This is a genomic window from Archangium lipolyticum, assembly GCF_024623785.1.
In the GTDB taxonomy this organism is placed as follows: Bacteria; Myxococcota; Myxococcia; order Myxococcales; family Myxococcaceae; genus Archangium; species Archangium lipolyticum.
Window position 1 is genome coordinate 91,967 of record NZ_JANKBZ010000016.1, and the last position, 14,665, is coordinate 106,631.

A 14,665-nucleotide genomic window follows, 5' to 3' on the forward strand; every position below is an offset into this window, starting at 1 on the left:
CTCTTCCTCTCGCGCTCCGGGTAGCTGGGTACTTCGACCGCCTCGAGAGGGAGAGCCCGCGTGAACGTGGAAATCCGCTTCCTGGATGCCATTGAAGCCGCGTCCCACCTGGACGCCCTGGTGGAACTGCTCAGGGACTCCGTGGACAACGGGGCCTCCGTGGGCTTCCTGCCGCCTCTGGAGGCCGCCGAGGCTCGCGCCTACTGGCAGGGCGTGATGGCCGAGCTCGCCTCACCCTCGCGTGGCCTCGCGCTGGCCTGGGTGGATGGCAAGGTCGCCGGCACCGCCCAGCTCGTCGAGGCCGACAAGGCCAACGCCCGTCACCGCGCCGAGGTGTCCAAGGTGTTGGTCCATTCCTCCTTCCGCCGCCGGGGCGTCGGGGCCGCCCTCATGCGCGCCGTGGAGGCTCGGGCCCGGGCTCGCGGGAAGAGCACCCTCGTGCTCGACACCCGCGAAGGCGAGCCCTCCGAGCAGCTCTACCAGTCCCTCGGCTGGATTCGCGTCGGCTCGATTCCCCAGTACGCGGAGATCGCCGGCGGTGTCCTGGTCCCCACCGTCGTCTACTACAAGCTGCTCGGCGACTCGGGACGGTGACGCCTCGTCCTACCGGGGCATGCGCTCGAGCCGGATGGAGTGGCCCTCGGGGCGCGTCACCACGACGAGCGCCCCGTCCCCGGTCCGGGTGAGGCACTTCTCCACCGAGTCCGGCGCCGGCTCCATGCACAGGCGCCCCTCCGGCCCGGGCTCCAACCGCACCTCGCGGCGCTCCAGCTCCACCGGTGGCAGGTGTGCGGAGACCACGTTGAGGAACGTCCCCTTCCCGTCCTCCCGCACCTGCAACTGCAGCAGGCCCACGTAACGCTCGGGCCGGCCGTTGTACGTGCCCGGCTCCACCTGGGGGCCCGCCGCCCGCGACCGTGCGCACCCCGCGCCTCCGGAGGCCGCCAGCACGAGGCTCGCGAGCAGCACCCGGATCGGCCGCGGGCGCACATGGCGCCTCCGTTCTGGAGCCGACGCGCTCACCTCGACGGCGGCCGTACCTGCACCGTCGAGCGGAGGAACTGCCCCTCCGGGCCGTACTCGCGGATGATGCGCTGGTTTCCCTCCTGGTGCGCCACCACCTTCACCACGGGCACCAGGCCCTCGGGCGTCTCCGCGAATCGCAGGTTGGCCGGCACTTCCGACACGTTCACCGTCTGCGTCACCTGCTGCGTCTTGCCGTCGATGTACTGGATGCTTCCAGGGTGCTTGGGCTCGCTCATGGGCTGGGCTCCTCTTCCTTCCGCGCTCTCCACACTCTCACCGCTTCCCGGCGAGCAGCTCGTCGATGATCTTGAATCTCTCCGGCATCATCGCCCGGAACTCGGCCTCGCGGGGCGTTCCCTTCGCCTGTTGGTAGATGAGTAGCGTCTCCGCGAAGTCCTCGCCCGGCGACGCCTTCGCGTACCCCGACGCCACCAGCCCGTCGCTCTTCGCCGCCGCCTTCCAGTCGTCCCAGCGCTTGTCGCTGTCCTGGCTCCCCCACTTCTGCATCGACAGCGTGTGGCCCGTCTCGTGGATCATCGTCCCGTCGAGATAGTCCTGCGTCATCTTCGTCTGGCTCGGGTAGACGGTGATGCTCCCCTCCGCTCCCGCCGTCATGTACGAGCGGAAGTTGGGATCGTTGTACGTCCTGGCCCAGTAGGCGTCGTCCGGGTTCTGCTTGCCGTCCACCACCACCTGCTTCACCAGCGCGCGGCTCGAGGCCGGCAGCGCCGCCAGCCCCTTGGCCACCTCGTCGATGCTGTGAATCACCCCCGCGGACTTGTCCGGCGTCTTCGGCATGTAGACGGGGATCTTCTTCCCGTCGACCTCCACCTCGTACTTGATGGCGTCCGCCTTGCCCGAGCGGAAGTCGAAGTCCTTCACGTCCGAGGGGCCATTGAGCTTGTACGGCAGGCGCTTGGTGTCGAAGCTTCCGGCCGGCGTATCCACCAGGCCCGGAGTCGCCGGCTGGTCGGTGAGGAACTGCTGGAGCTGCGTCCGCTGCCCGGCGGCATCGGCCTTCTTGTAGGCGTCCGAGCTCAGCAGCGTGTCCAGCCCCCGGCGCGCGGGCGTGGAGATCTCCACGTTGGTGCCCCCCACGTAGCGCAGGAGCTTCTGCTTGTCGGCGTCGGCCAGTCCCTGGAAGCCGGGCGAGCCGGCCAGTTGCACGAGCGTGTTCCGGGCCGGGTCGTCCTTGGGGTGCAGGGCGAGCTGCTCGAGCGCCGTGGACTTCACCGCGTCGTTGAGGTTGCGGAACTTGTCGCTGCCCGTGAGCCCCTGGACGTCCTGCAGCAGCTTCGCGTCGGCGGGCGCCCGGTCCAGCGCCGCGAGCGCCTGCTTCTGGTGCGCGGCGTTGAGCTGGCCAAACCCCGGGCTCAGCGCGAGCGCGGTGAGGTTCTTCTGGGCGTTGACGTCATTGGGGTGCCGGCCCAGCGCGCCGAGCAGCTGCGTGCTCGTGTCCGAGTTGAGCTTGCGGAAGCTGGCATCCCCCGCGAGGTCCCTCAACCCGTGCGCCAGCTGGCGATTGCTCGGGGCCTTGTCCAGCGTCTCGAGCATCTGCCTCTGGTGCGTGAGGCTCAACTGGGAGAATCCGTCGCTCTTCACCAGGTCGGACAGGTTGTCCTGGGCGATGGGGTTGCCCTTGAGCTTCTCCATCCGCGCGAGGATTTCCTTCTCCAGCCCGTCATCCAGACGTTTGAACTTCGGATCCTTCTGGATGGCCGCCGACTCGTCCGGACCCTGCGGCCTGGGCTTCGCGGGCGCGGTGCCCTCGAAGGTACTCTGGGCCACCCGGTTCTCGGCGCGGTTGCTTCCACTGGAAGACTCGGTGCCCGTCGTGGGCGCGGGCTTCGCCGCGTCCTGCGCCTTCTTGGGCTGCTGTGGCCCCTCGTCGATTCCCGAGGGACGTTGGGGACCACTGCCTGCTCCACCGATTCGGCTGACCATACAGGGCTCCAGGCTCGCCCGGGTGCGCGGGGATCCGGCGTCTCCGGGGCTCGAGCGAGCGCGCATTGTAGCGCCAACGGTGACTCGGAGTGAACCCCCGGCGCCCCTCGGCGCGCGCCCCAGGAGGGCTCTCCCTGAAGCGCCCGCCATCCGTCCGCTCAGCCGCCATGAGAGCGGCCGCCCGCGGCTCACATTCCCGCCCACTCCTCTCCTTCTGGGAAAACCCATAGGAGGCTCCCATGGCTACTCCCGCCCCCGCGGCTCGACAGGCCCTCAAGGACGCCAACGCGCGTTGGCCCAAGCGCAAGAAGGCTTCCGACGGCATCATGGGCGACGTTCGCCACCAGAAGACGAAGTCTGACCATAACGTCGGCAACGCCGTCGACATCACCCATGATCCGGCATCGGGCGCCACCGGTGATGAGATCGCCAGGCACGCGTTGAACGACAGCCGCGTCACCTACGTCATCTGGAACAAGCGCATCAATTCCAGGGATGGGCGCGGGTGGCGCCCCTACCGCGGCAGCAATCCGCACACCCATCATTGTCATATCAGCATTCGCGCCTCGGCTCGCAGCGACACCCGCCACTGGGGCTGGGCCCGTGGGGTGACCCCGCCGCCTCCTCCCCCCTCGCGCCGTCCTCCTCCCAAAACGCTACCCGCACGCAACCTCAAGCGCGGCTCCAAGGGCCCCGACGTGCAGAAGCTCCAGGCCGCCCTGGTCAAGCTGGGTCACATGACTCAGGCTCAGGTGAACACCGGCCCCGGCATCTTCGGCCCTCAGACCGAGCTCGCTCTCAAGAAGTTCCAGGCCCGTCACGGTGTCCCGTCCACCGGCTTCTATGGGCCGCTGACTCGCGCCGCCTTCTCGAAGCTGGGCTTGTGAGGGTGCACGGGCAGCTCACCCTCTTCTTCCCTCACCCCAGCCCTCTCCCAGAGGGAGAGGGGTTGTTTGGGCTTGAGGGCTACCAGGTGGTGTCGGGCACCGGCGCCGACAGCACTTGACGCTTCTCGCTCACCACCCCCAGCTTCACCCCCAGCTGGTACAGCGCTCGCGTCTGCTCCAACACCGGCTCCCACGGCGCCGTCACCTTCACTCCCGTCCCCTCGTCGTCGCTGCTCTCCTCCTTCTGCTGGCCCAGCAGCTCCGACAGCACCTCCGCCGGGCTCTTCTTTCGCGGGAACGTCTCCACCTTCACCCCACCCTCCAGCTTCGCCGCTTCCTTCGCCAGCTTCAGCGCCACCGCGTACCCACCCAGCTCGTCCACCAGCCCCCTCTCCTTCGCGTCCTCCCCCGTCCACACCCGCCCCTTCGCCACCTCGCGCAGCTTCTCCACCGGCATCTTCCTCCCCTCCGCCGCCTTCGCCGTGAAGTCCTCGTACACACGGTCCAGGAACGCGTCGTTCTTCGCCAGCTGCTCCGGCGTGAAGTCCAGATCCGTGCTGTACATCGTCGCGTTCTTCCCCACCCCCAACGGCTCCCAGTTCACCCCCAGCTTCTCCCACAGGTCCGCCGTCACCATCTTCCCCCCGAACACCCCGATGCTCCCCGTCAGCGTCCCCGGCTGCGCGACAATCTTGTCCGCGTCCATCGACACGAAATACCCACCGCTCGCCGCGTACGTCCCCATCGTCACGATCACCGGCTTGCCCTTCTCCCTCGCCCTCTGCACCTCCCGCCTCACCGTGTCGCTCGCCACGTAGCTCCCTCCCGGGCTGTCCACCCGGAAGATGATCGCCTTCACCTTGTCGTCCTCCGCCGCCTTCCGGAACGCCGCCGCCACCGACTCGCTCCCCATCGTCACCTCTCCCGACATGGGGTTCGTCGAGCTCTTGCCCCGCGCAATCCCTCCCGCCCCGTAGATGAGCGCCACCGTCGGCCCCGTCGTGTTCGGCCTCCCCGCCCTCTCCAGGTACTTCTCCAGGTACAGCAGCCGCGCCTCCTTCCCCGCCTCCTCCTTCACCTTCGCGTACACCTCGTCGCGGTACATCAGCCCGTCCACCAGCTTCGCCTCCACCGCCGCCTTCCCCAACAGCGGCGCCGCGTCGATCGCCGCCTTCACCTGCTCCTCGCTCAGCTTCCGGTCCTCCGCCACCCCCTTCACCATCTGCCCGAACATGCTCGTCAGGAACCGCTCCGTCGCCTCACGGTGCTCCGGCGTGTACGTCTGCTCCGTGTACGTGTTCACCGCGTTCTTGTACTCGTAGCGCTGTCCAATCCTCGGCTTCACCCCCAGCTTCGCGAACGCCTCGCGCGCGAACGGCGTCTCGATGGCCGCCCCCACCACCGACACGTCCCCCGAGGGCTGGAGGTAGATTTCGTCGAACGCCGACGCCAGGTAGTACGCCCCCGTCCCGCTCCCTCCCTCACCGAAGGTGTCCGCGTACGCCACCGCCTTCTTCCCCTTCGCCCGGAACGCCTTCACCGCGTCCCTCAGCTCCTGCACCACCGCCGTGCTCCCCGGGGTGCCGTTGAGCCGCACCACCAGCGCCTTCACCCGCTCGTCACCCCCCGCCTTCTCCAGCGCGTCCACCACGTCCCGCACCGTCATCCGCTCCTGCCCGAACGCGCTCGCCAGCGAGTCCTCCGGCAGGTACTCCACCAGCGGCTCGTCCAGCTCCAGCTCCAACACCATCGGGCCCGACGGCACCCCCGGCTTGCTCGCCGCCCCCAGGATGGCGAGCCCCACCACGGCTCCAAAGAAGAGAAGGCTCAGCGCGCCCACTGCCGCGAGCGAACCGATGATGAAGCGTTTCATGCGCGAGGCTCCTGATACCTGCGTGTATGCGGAAGGCTTACTACCACCTGTCTCCCAACACGAACCCCGCGTCTTTATTCGCCCCCGCCCTCCATGCAGGCGGGCATCTCCGCCACCCTCCCCAGGAGCGCAACTGTCCACCCGTGGATGGGCTGTCCGACTAAACCCGTCTTCCTGGAAACGTCCGAAGGCCGTGGAATGAAGTGAGGGGTCTCCTCGCGTTGTGGGGATGCCTATTTCTTCCCGAGGAGACGACACGCATCCCCCCGAGGGGCCCGCTCATGGACGACATCCTCTCACTCGCAGTGCAGACGCCTTCTCCGGTTCCCTTCGCCGAGCCCGTCCCGGTCCGCGTCCACACCGTCCAGGGCGCCGAGGACGTCTCGCTCCGCGTATACGACGCGGGCGACTTCTACGGGCCTCCCCTCCTCTTCATCCACGGCTTCTCCCAGTGCCACCTGGCCTGGCACCGGCAGTTCCAGAGCGCTCTCGGCCTGGGCTTCCGTCTGGTCGCCGTGGACCTGCGCGGCCATGGCCACTCGGACAAGCCCCGCGGCGTCTATGGCGACGGGCGGCTGTGGGCCGATGACCTCCAGGCCGTCATCTCCGGGCTCGGCCTGGAGCGGCCCCTGCTCGTCGCCTGGTCCTACGGTGGCATCGTCGTCTCCGACTACCTGCGCCACTACGGCCAGGAGGGCATTTCCGGCATCAACTTCGTCTCCTCCATGGTGAAGAGCGGCTCCGAGGAGGCCTTCGGGTTGCTCGCCCCCGAGATGCTCGGGCTCATCCCCGGGCTCTTCGCCCAGGACGAGGCCACCAGCCACCCCACCCTCGAGCGCTTCGTCTCGCTGCTCCACCACCTGCCCGTGCCGCAGGAGACCCGGAACACCGTGCTCGCCTACACCCGGCACGTGCCCCCGCATGTGCGCGAGGCGCTCGGCTCGCGCGTGGTGGACAATGACGACGTGCTGCACCGCCTCACCCTCCCCGTGCTCGTCTCGCATGGGCTGGAGGACCGCGTCGTGCGCCCCGAGTCCGGCCGCCACATCGCCTCCGTCGTGCCCGGCGCCCAGGTGTCGCTCTACTCCGGCATCGGCCACTCGCCCTTCTGGGAGGACGCACGCAGGTTCAACCGCGAGCTGGCCGCCTTCGCCGCCCGGTGCTGGTAGGCCCGCGCTTCACACCTCGGTGAACTTCGTGCCCGTGAGGCCCTCGCGCTCCAGGGCCTCCTTGAGGTCCTCGGAGACGATGAGGGCCACCGTCCAACCCCAGGGGCGGAAGATGCGTGCATCCCCTACCTTCGCGGGGTCGATGCGCATGCCCGAGACGACCCGGTACTGACCCACCTTCTCCGGTTGGCCATCTTCGGGTTTCCAGTAGCGCACCTCCCTGCATCGGGCGTCATCGATGCAGCGGATGATTCTCAGGGGATTGAGGATGAACCAGGCTCCAGGATGGCCCTCCACCTGAACGGGGAGGAATTGGACTTCCTGGACGCCCAGACGTTCGAAGAGCTGAACGACGCGGCCGTGGACCACGGGGATGGAGAACGCGGCCATGGTGAAGTCCAGCTCCCGCCCATCGGGTTTCACGGGGAAGCGGGTCATTCCCCAGGGCTCGATTCGTCTGCCTTCGTCGAACTGCCAGGGGTCGATTTCATCCCCGCGCTCGTCGATGGGGCTCCTCAAGTGCCAGCGATCGTGGGAACGCCTGTCGTCATCCAGGTCGAAAAATCGGCCCATGCGCTCTTGTTCCTATCCATCCACCCTTCTGGTTGCCAGACGGTGGAGGTGTGAACCTGGAGTGCATACCTCATCCGCCAGCTCTCTCAAGGACTCAACCAGCAGGCCACGACACTGCGGTTGGGAACGGCATTGTGCGACCGCACTCCTGAGCCTGCGGTACACTTCCATGTGGTACTCCTCTGGATGCGGGCCTTTGTGTCCCTTGAGGTAGACGAGGTTTTCCGCTGCATCCAGGCTCATCCCCGCCTTCGCGAAGATTGTCTCGACCTGCGGCGTCCACGGGCCGCCGTTCAGCGGCGAGCTGTCGTTCTTGTTGGTGGCGAGGTGGTGCCACTGGTAGCCGTCCTGCTTCTGGGAGCCATCGGTGCAGGCGCTGCCCGCCGCGCCGGCCCTGGCCGCAGCCGTACCCGCCGCTACTCCGGTGACGAGGACGGTGCCGTCGGCCACCATCCGCACCTCCGATGCGCCCACCAGTGTCGCGCCTCCCTCCAGGGCGAACCGGGGCGGCAGCAGCGAGCCCAGGCCGCCCTTGGGCACCTGCGGCAGCCCCTTGGCCACTCCCGCGCTCGCCACCAGCATCAGCACCCGCAGCGCCGTGCCTCCCAGGGCCCTGCCGAAGTGTTCCGCCGCCGCTTCGAGCTCTCCCACCGTCCGGGCGGCTTGCGTCTCCTGGTACAGCCGCACGCAGGCCCGTGCGAGTTGGGTGAGCTCCAGCACGCCCACCGTCAGCGCCAGCACCACCGTCAGCGTCGCCGCGAAGGCCTTGGTGAAGAGTGGCTCGGGTGCCAGCCACGCCGCGAAGTACACCAGCACCGAGAGGGCCACGCTGGCCAGGAAGACGGGCGAGCGGAACAGCTCCGCGGCCGCCTCGCGCACGCCCTCGCCCATGTAGCGGGGAGAGAGCTTCAGGGCCAGGAAGAGGGGGCTGTTCTCGACAGACTCTGGCAGGGGCAGCAGGGGCGGGCCGTACCTGGACAGGTACTCCTCCCTCAAGCGCAGCTCCCACTGTGGGTCTGGATTCGTCCCGGTTGAGGCCAGGACGAGCCGCGGCCGGGACTTCTCCTTCGCGGGCAGGGCGTCGTACAGCGCCGCGAGCACTGCTCTCGCCTCCTGCACGTGCAGCCGCTCCAGGGCAGGGTCGGGAGGTACCGGCTCGAAGGAGAGCCGCAACCTGCCTCCGGGCAGCTCGCTCGTTCTCACCACCCTGGGCTGCGCCCCCGGGCGTACGCCGCCCGGGGCTTCATCCGGTGTCGTGGCGCACGAGAGGGGCAGAAGGAGCAACAGGGCCACGGCGATGTGTGGCAACGCGAGGGGAGTCCTCATGGCGCGACAGCTTGCTCGACCTGACGTGTGATGCGGAGCCAGATTCGAGAGGCGGCGCTTCACACCTCGGTGAACTTCGTGCCCGTGAGGCCCTCGCGCTCCAGGGCCTCCTTGAGGTCTTCCGAGATGATGAGGGCGAGCGACCAGCCCCAGGTGCGGAAGATGCGGGCTCCTTCGACTTTCGCCGGGTCGATGCGCAGTCCCGTGACGGAGCGATACCTTCCCACCTTCTCCGGTTGACCATCCTCTGGCTGCCAGTGCCGCACTTCCTCGCATCGGGCGTCATCGATGCAGCGGAGGGTCCGCAGGGTATTGAGGATGAACCAGGGTCCAGGATGGCCCTCCACCTGGACGGGGAGGAACTGGACTTCCTGGACGCCCAGATGTTCGAAGAGTTGGACGAAGCGACCGTGAACCACGGGGATGCTGAAGGCGGCCCAGCTGAAGTCCAGTGGGTGTCCCGGTACATCGAGCGGGAATCGATGCCTCCCTTCCCACTCCAGAGGCCTGCCCTTGAAGAACTGCCAGGGATTCAGCTCCAGCCCCCGTTCGTCGATGGGGCTGCCGAGATGCCATCTCCCCGGATGACGCCTGTCGTCCCGTAGTTCGTAGTACTTGGACATGGTCTTCGTTCCGGTATCAGTGCCGGGATTTCGTTATCGTGACCCGTTTCCCTCCGACCAGCCGTTTGATGGGTTGATTGGCTGCTTCCAGGGTTCGCGCGAAGCGGTCCGTTTCTCGCCCCACCAATCTCTCCAGACGACGGGTGAACTTCGGACCAAAGAGGTCGGGGAGCGTCTGGGAAAATCCCAGCCAGCCGTCCTGCCCACCTTCCCACCTCAAATCGTCGGCATGGGAAGCAAGTTCGATGCGGATGGCCTGCAAGGCGTTCTGGAGCGCCTGCATGGAATCGATGCCCCAGGCCTGGCGGACCTTCTGTTCGCCGACTCCCAGCAGGATGAAGGGACAGAAGTAGTCGTTCGTCGCGCGGTCCTTCCTCGGCTTCCCAACCCGGATGCGCGCGAGAGAATCACCCTGCCCGACGATCGTGAGCGACCGCTCGGCAATGACGGTCCCCAACGGGCGGGACTGGGCGTCCTTCTTCTTCGTGACGGGTCTTTTCGCTCTTGTGGCCATGGAGTCGTGGACTCACTTCTTGCCATAGTACAAGAAGCACCAGCCCCGGCATGCGGTCTCGCTCACGAGTTCCAAGCCCCAGCAGCCTGCCTTGAGTCTGGGATCGCGGATCGACCGACAGAAGCTTCGCAGAACTTCACCACCCGCCGCACAGGCGTCGAGGCATCGGGTCAGGTTGGGAGGTGGGCCTGCCTGGTCTTCTGGAGGCTGGTCCGTTCGAGGCTGCGGGATTGTTGTTGCAGTCGTCATCCCAAGGCGAGCTTTGAAAGCCCGCCCCACGCAGGTTCATGCTCGGAGCGCATCCGGTAAAGGCCAGGACCGCTGTCAATGCCGCTCCTACCCGGCTACGCCACGCGCTCCTGCCCTGGGTAGATCGTGCTTGTCGCATGTGCCACCAGGGGCGGCGGGGGGACTGCCGGGATGAGCCTTGTAGCGGGAGACCGTACGTGCTCCAGGGTTGGAACCCGAGGCGGGATATACCCTCACCCTGGCCCTCTCCCAGAGGGAGAGGGGACCTGCACGACTCCGCCTGCGTGCTCCCTCGTTTCCCCTCGTCCCCAGCCGCTCCCTCCCTTTTCTTCTTTTGGGAACATGGACGCGGCATGCCCGGTTGGTAGCTTCCGCACGCTGTCCCGGAACTCCCTCGCGAAAGCAGGCTTTCCCCGCATGCTCCTCTCCCCTCGCCTCCGACTCCTCGTCGCGGCCCTCCTCCTCTCCTCCGCTCCCGCTCTCGCCAAGGGGCCCAACCCTCCTGCCCCCGCTCAGGCCGCTCCCTCTCCTCAGAGCAAGTCCAAGCCCGGCTCCCTCGCCCCCTTCACCAGCGTCGAGGGCATCACCGAGTACCGTCTCCCCAACGGCCTCCGCGTCCTCCTCTTCCCAGACCCCACCAAGTCCACCGTCACCGTCAACGTCACCTACTTCGTCGGCTCCCGCCACGAAGGTTACGGTGAGACCGGGATGGCCCACCTCCTCGAACACCTCCTGTTCAAGGGGACCCCCACCACCCCCAACGTGCCCCAGGCCCTCACCCAGCGCGGCGCCCGCCCCAATGGCACCACCTGGCTGGATCGCACCAACTACTTCGAAACCCTCCCCGCCTCCGACTCCAACCTCGCCTGGGCCCTCTCCTTCGAAGCCGACCGCATGGTCAACAGCTTCATCGCCAAGAAGGACCTCGACAGCGAGATGACCGTCGTCCGCAATGAGCTCGAGCGCGGCGAGAACGACCCCTCCAACATCCTCGCCCAGCGCGTCATGAGCGCCGCCTTCGAGTGGCACAACTACGGCAAGACCACCATCGGCTCCCGTGCCGATCTCGAGAACGTCCCCATCGACCGTCTCCAGGCCTTCTACCGGAAGTACTACCGCCCCGATAACGCCATGCTCGTCGTCGCCGGCAACTTCGAGCCCCAGAAGGCCCTCGCCGAGGTCCAGAAGACCTTCGGCCGGCTGCGCAAGCCCTCCGAGCCCATCCCCGCCACCTACACCGAGGAGCCCACCCAGGACGGCGAGCGCTTCGTCACCCTCCGCCGCGTCGGTGACGTCAGTGCCCTCGCCGCCGTCTACCACGTGCCCCAGGGCGCCCACCCCGACTTCGCCGCCATCGACGTCCTCACCCATATCCTCGGCAACGAGCCCTCCGGCCGCCTCTACAAGGCCCTCGTCGAAACCAAGAAGGCCGCCACCGCCGACGCCTACAACTTCCAGCTCCATGACCCCGGCGTCCTCTCCTTCTCCGCCGAGGTCCGCGAGGGTCAGTCCCTCGATGCCGCCCGCGATACCCTCCTGAAGACCGTCGAGGAGTCCGCCCGTACTCCCTTCACCGCCGACGAGGTCAACCGCGCCAAGGTCGCCCTGCTCAAGTCCGTGGAGCTCATGCTCAACAACTCCGAGCGCGCCGCCATCCAGCTCTCCGAGTGGGCCGCCATCGGCGACTGGCGTCTGCTCTTCCTCCACCGCGACCGCGTCGAGGCCGTCACCCCCGCCGACGTCACCCGCGTCGCCGAGCAGTACCTCAAGCCCTCCAACCGCACCCTCGGCCAGTTCATCCCCACCGCGAAGCCCGACCGCGCCGAGCTGCCTCCGCGCGTCGACGTCGCCGCCATGCTCCAGGGCTACAAGGGCAAGGGGGAGATCGCCCAGGGCGAGGCCTTCGATCCCTCTCCCTCCAACATCGAGAAGCGCGTGCAGCGCTCGCAGGCCGCCGGCCTCAAGCTCGCCCTGCTCCCCAAGAAGACCCGCGGTGAGATGGCCACCGTCGTCTTCACCCTGCGCTGGGGCACCGAGAAGTCCCTCTGGAACCGCGCCGATGCCGCCGAGTACGCCGGCGCCATGCTCATGCGCGGCACCAAGAAGCACTCCCGCCAGCAGCTCAAGGACGCCTTCGACCAGTTCAAGGCCCGCGTCAACGTGAGCGGCCGCGCCGATGGTGCCAACGTCTACGTCGAGGCCCCCCGCCAGCACCTCCCCAAGGTGCTCGAGCTGGTCGCCGAGGTGCTCCGCGAGCCCTCCTTCGACGCCAAGGAGTTCGCCCTCCTCAAGGAGGAGCGTCTGGCCGCCCTCGAGGCCCAGCGCAGCGAGCCCAGCACCCAGGCCTCCATCGCCTACTCGCGCGCCCTCTCCCCCTACGCCAAGGGGCACCCCTACTACTCCGATACCCTCGAGGAGGCGCTCGCCGGTCTCAAGGACACCACCCTCGAGCAGGCCCAGTCCTTCTACCGCGACTTCTACGGCGCCTCGCAGGGTGAGCTCGCCGCCGTGGGTGACTTCGACGCCGAGGCCCTCAAGAAGCAGGTCTCCGAGCTGTTCACGGGCTGGAAGAGCCCCGCCTCCTACGAGCGCATCGTCGCCCAGCCCTACAAGCCCGTCGCCCAGCCGCTCTCCATCGAGACGCCCGACAAGGCCAACGCCTTCTTCCTCGCCGGCCAGGGCCTCGCCCTGCGCGATGACAACGCGGACTACCCCGCGCTCGTGCTCGGCAACTTCATGATGGGTGGCGGCTTCCTCAACTCGCGTCTGGCCACGCGCGTGCGCCAGCAGGAGGGCCTGTCCTATAGCGTCAGCAGCTCGCTGACCGCGGGCGCGTTGGACCCCGTGGGCACCTTCTCCTCGTACGCCATCTACGCCCCGCAGAACGCCAGCAAGCTGGAGAAGGCCATGCGCGAGGAGCTCGAGAAGGTGCTGCAGAAGGGCTTCACCCCCGAGGAGCTGGAGAAGGCCCGCGCGGGTCTGCTCGAGTACCGCCGCACCGGCCGCGCCAATGACAGCGGCCTGGCCAGCATGCTCGCCTCGTACCTGTACGTCGGCCGCACGCTGGAGTTCGACGCCGCCTTCGAGAAGCGCATGAGCGAGCTCAAGCCCGAGGACGTGCGCGCCGCCATGGCCCGGCACCTGGACTGGAAGAAGGTGCTGGTGGTCAAGGCCGGTGACTTCGCCGGAGCGGAGAAGAAGGCCAAGGCCCCCGTGGCCAATCCTCCGGCTCCGTAGTCACTTCCCCTCTCCCTCCGGGAGAGGGTCGGGGTGAGGGTCGTGCGGCCCTCGGGTTGCCACTGCCCTCACCCTTCTCACTTCGACTTGTTGGGATTGATCAAGTACTTCTTGCCGGTGGCGCGCTTGCTGTAGAGGGCGATCATGTCGAGCCGCAGCACCTCGGTCAGCGAGAGCTCCGCGGCGTAATGACTGGCGAAAGTGGTCTTCAGCTCGGCTGCCACCCGCTCCCGCAGCTTCTGCGCGGCCTGGGGTCCAATCTTCTCCAGGAACGGAATCAGCAGCCAGCCGCCCACCCCCCAGGCCATGCCGAAGTTGCCCGCGAGCTCGATCGGGCTCGGCTCGAGTTTGCCGTAGATGTAGACCTGCTTGTGGATGGATGAGCCGTAAGGACTGTAGGAGGTGGCGGTGCGGTTGGCCGCGGCTTCCATGCAGGTCAGGAGCTGCGCGGCGAGCCGCCCGCCACCGGTGGCGTCGAACGCGAGCGTGGCGCCGGTTTCCACCAGGGCCCTGGTCAGATCCTCCGTGAACGTGGGCGAGGTGCTGTCATACACATGGACCGCACCGAGGCCGCGCAGGAGCGCCACCTGCTCCGGGCTCCGGACGATGTTCACCAGCCCGATGCCCTCCTTGAGGCAGATCTTGTGGAGCATCTGCCCGAGGTTGGAGGCGGCGGCCGTGTGCACCAGCGCCTTGTGACCCTCTCGACGCATGGTCTCGACCATGCCCAGCGCCGTCAGCGGGTTGACGAAGCAAGAAGCGCCGTCGGCCGGAGTCGCGTCCGCCGGCAGGACCAGGCAATGGGACGCCTTGAGCAACCGGAATTGGGAGTACATGCCGCCCCCCAGCGCGGCCACGGTCTTGCCGAGCAGCTCCCGGGCATTGGCGCCCGCCTTGATCACCACGCCGGCGCCCTCGTTGCCCACGGGCAGGGACTTGTCCAGCCGCGGCGCCAGGGACTTCAGCAGCGGCTGCGGAATGGTCGCCGTGACCACGGGACTTTCCGCCGTTCCTCCGGCCCGGGCCGTGGACAGGTCGGCCGGGCCCAGCAGCAGGCCCAGGTCCGAGGGATTGATCGGCGAGGCTTCGACCCGGATGACGACCTCGTCGGGACCCGGGTCCGGTATCGCGACCCGCGCCAGTGACAACTCCAGTTCGCCCTGGGAGCTCACCCGCGAGCGAAGCTCGAGCCCTTGTTCCTGATTCTGGGTGTTCATGGCACGGCTTACTAAGAGCCCCTGTTT

The 14,665-nt window shown here is 67.8% G+C and carries 13 protein-coding genes; 4 read left to right on the forward strand and 9 right to left on the reverse strand.

Annotated features, from left to right (window positions below; translation table 11 throughout):
- Window positions 1-60: 60 nt before the first annotated feature.
- A complete protein-coding gene (locus NR810_RS30005) occupies window positions 61-594 on the forward strand; it encodes a GNAT family N-acetyltransferase (protein ID WP_257457748.1) in 534 nt (177 codons plus the stop codon).
- 9 nt (window positions 595-603) lie between these two features.
- Here NR810_RS30005 and NR810_RS30010 read toward each other — a convergent pair whose 3' ends face one another.
- From NR810_RS30010 to NR810_RS30020, 3 genes are read right to left on the reverse strand one after another with little or no spacing between them, the layout of a single operon-like run.
- On the reverse strand, window positions 604-990 hold the full coding sequence (locus NR810_RS30010) for a hypothetical protein (protein WP_257457750.1): 387 nt from the start codon (window positions 988-990) through the stop codon (window positions 604-606).
- A 29-nt stretch (window positions 991-1,019) separates the two neighbouring features.
- A complete protein-coding gene (locus NR810_RS30015) occupies window positions 1,020-1,262 on the reverse strand; it encodes a hypothetical protein (RefSeq protein ID WP_257457751.1) in 243 nt (80 codons plus the stop codon).
- Window positions 1,263-1,299: 37 nt separating this feature from the next.
- A complete protein-coding gene (locus NR810_RS30020) occupies window positions 1,300-2,970 on the reverse strand; it encodes a putative zinc-binding metallopeptidase (RefSeq protein WP_257457752.1) in 1,671 nt (556 codons plus the stop codon).
- A gap of 239 nt (window positions 2,971-3,209) precedes the next feature.
- Here NR810_RS30020 and NR810_RS30025 point away from each other — a divergent pair, with 239 nt between their 5' ends.
- On the forward strand, window positions 3,210-3,857 hold the full coding sequence (locus tag NR810_RS30025; RefSeq protein WP_257457753.1) for a peptidoglycan-binding domain-containing protein: 648 nt from the start codon (window positions 3,210-3,212) through the stop codon (window positions 3,855-3,857).
- A gap of 79 nt (window positions 3,858-3,936) precedes the next feature.
- Here NR810_RS30025 and sppA read toward each other — a convergent pair whose 3' ends face one another.
- The gene (gene sppA, locus NR810_RS30030; protein ID WP_257457760.1) at window positions 3,937-5,730 is read right to left on the reverse strand and encodes a signal peptide peptidase SppA; all 1,794 of its coding nucleotides are present in this window, start codon (window positions 5,728-5,730) and stop codon (window positions 3,937-3,939) included.
- A 281-nt stretch (window positions 5,731-6,011) separates the two neighbouring features.
- Here sppA and NR810_RS30035 point away from each other — a divergent pair, with 281 nt between their 5' ends.
- On the forward strand, window positions 6,012-6,899 hold the full coding sequence (locus NR810_RS30035) for an alpha/beta fold hydrolase (protein ID WP_257457762.1): 888 nt from the start codon (window positions 6,012-6,014) through the stop codon (window positions 6,897-6,899).
- 9 nt (window positions 6,900-6,908) lie between these two features.
- On the opposite strand, the gene NR810_RS30040 is transcribed toward NR810_RS30035, so the two are convergent.
- From NR810_RS30040 to NR810_RS30055, 4 genes are read right to left on the reverse strand one after another with little or no spacing between them, the layout of a single operon-like run.
- Window positions 6,909-7,472: an imm11 family protein gene (locus NR810_RS30040; RefSeq protein WP_257457763.1), complete on the reverse strand. Its 564-nt coding sequence runs from the start codon at window positions 7,470-7,472 to the stop codon at window positions 6,909-6,911.
- 12 nt (window positions 7,473-7,484) lie between these two features.
- Entirely contained in the window at window positions 7,485-8,798 is a 1,314-nt protein-coding gene (locus tag NR810_RS30045) for an AHH domain-containing protein (protein WP_257457764.1), read from the reverse strand.
- Window positions 8,799-8,857: 59 nt separating this feature from the next.
- Window positions 8,858-9,421 (reverse strand): imm11 family protein, encoded by a 564-nt coding sequence (locus NR810_RS30050; protein WP_257457765.1) that lies wholly within the window; start codon window positions 9,419-9,421, stop codon window positions 8,858-8,860.
- A gap of 16 nt (window positions 9,422-9,437) precedes the next feature.
- Window positions 9,438-9,935 (reverse strand): DUF6968 family protein, encoded by a 498-nt coding sequence (locus NR810_RS30055; protein WP_257457767.1) that lies wholly within the window; start codon window positions 9,933-9,935, stop codon window positions 9,438-9,440.
- 666 nt (window positions 9,936-10,601) lie between these two features.
- Between NR810_RS30055 and NR810_RS30060 the strand changes: the two genes are divergently transcribed.
- Window positions 10,602-13,421: a M16 family metallopeptidase gene (locus NR810_RS30060; RefSeq protein ID WP_257457768.1), complete on the forward strand. Its 2,820-nt coding sequence runs from the start codon at window positions 10,602-10,604 to the stop codon at window positions 13,419-13,421.
- Window positions 13,422-13,498: 77 nt separating this feature from the next.
- Here the strand turns inward: NR810_RS30060 and NR810_RS30065 are convergent, their stop codons facing one another.
- On the reverse strand, window positions 13,499-14,638 hold the full coding sequence (locus NR810_RS30065) for a zinc-binding dehydrogenase (protein WP_257457769.1): 1,140 nt from the start codon (window positions 14,636-14,638) through the stop codon (window positions 13,499-13,501).
- Between the last annotated feature and the right edge of the window lie 27 nt (window positions 14,639-14,665).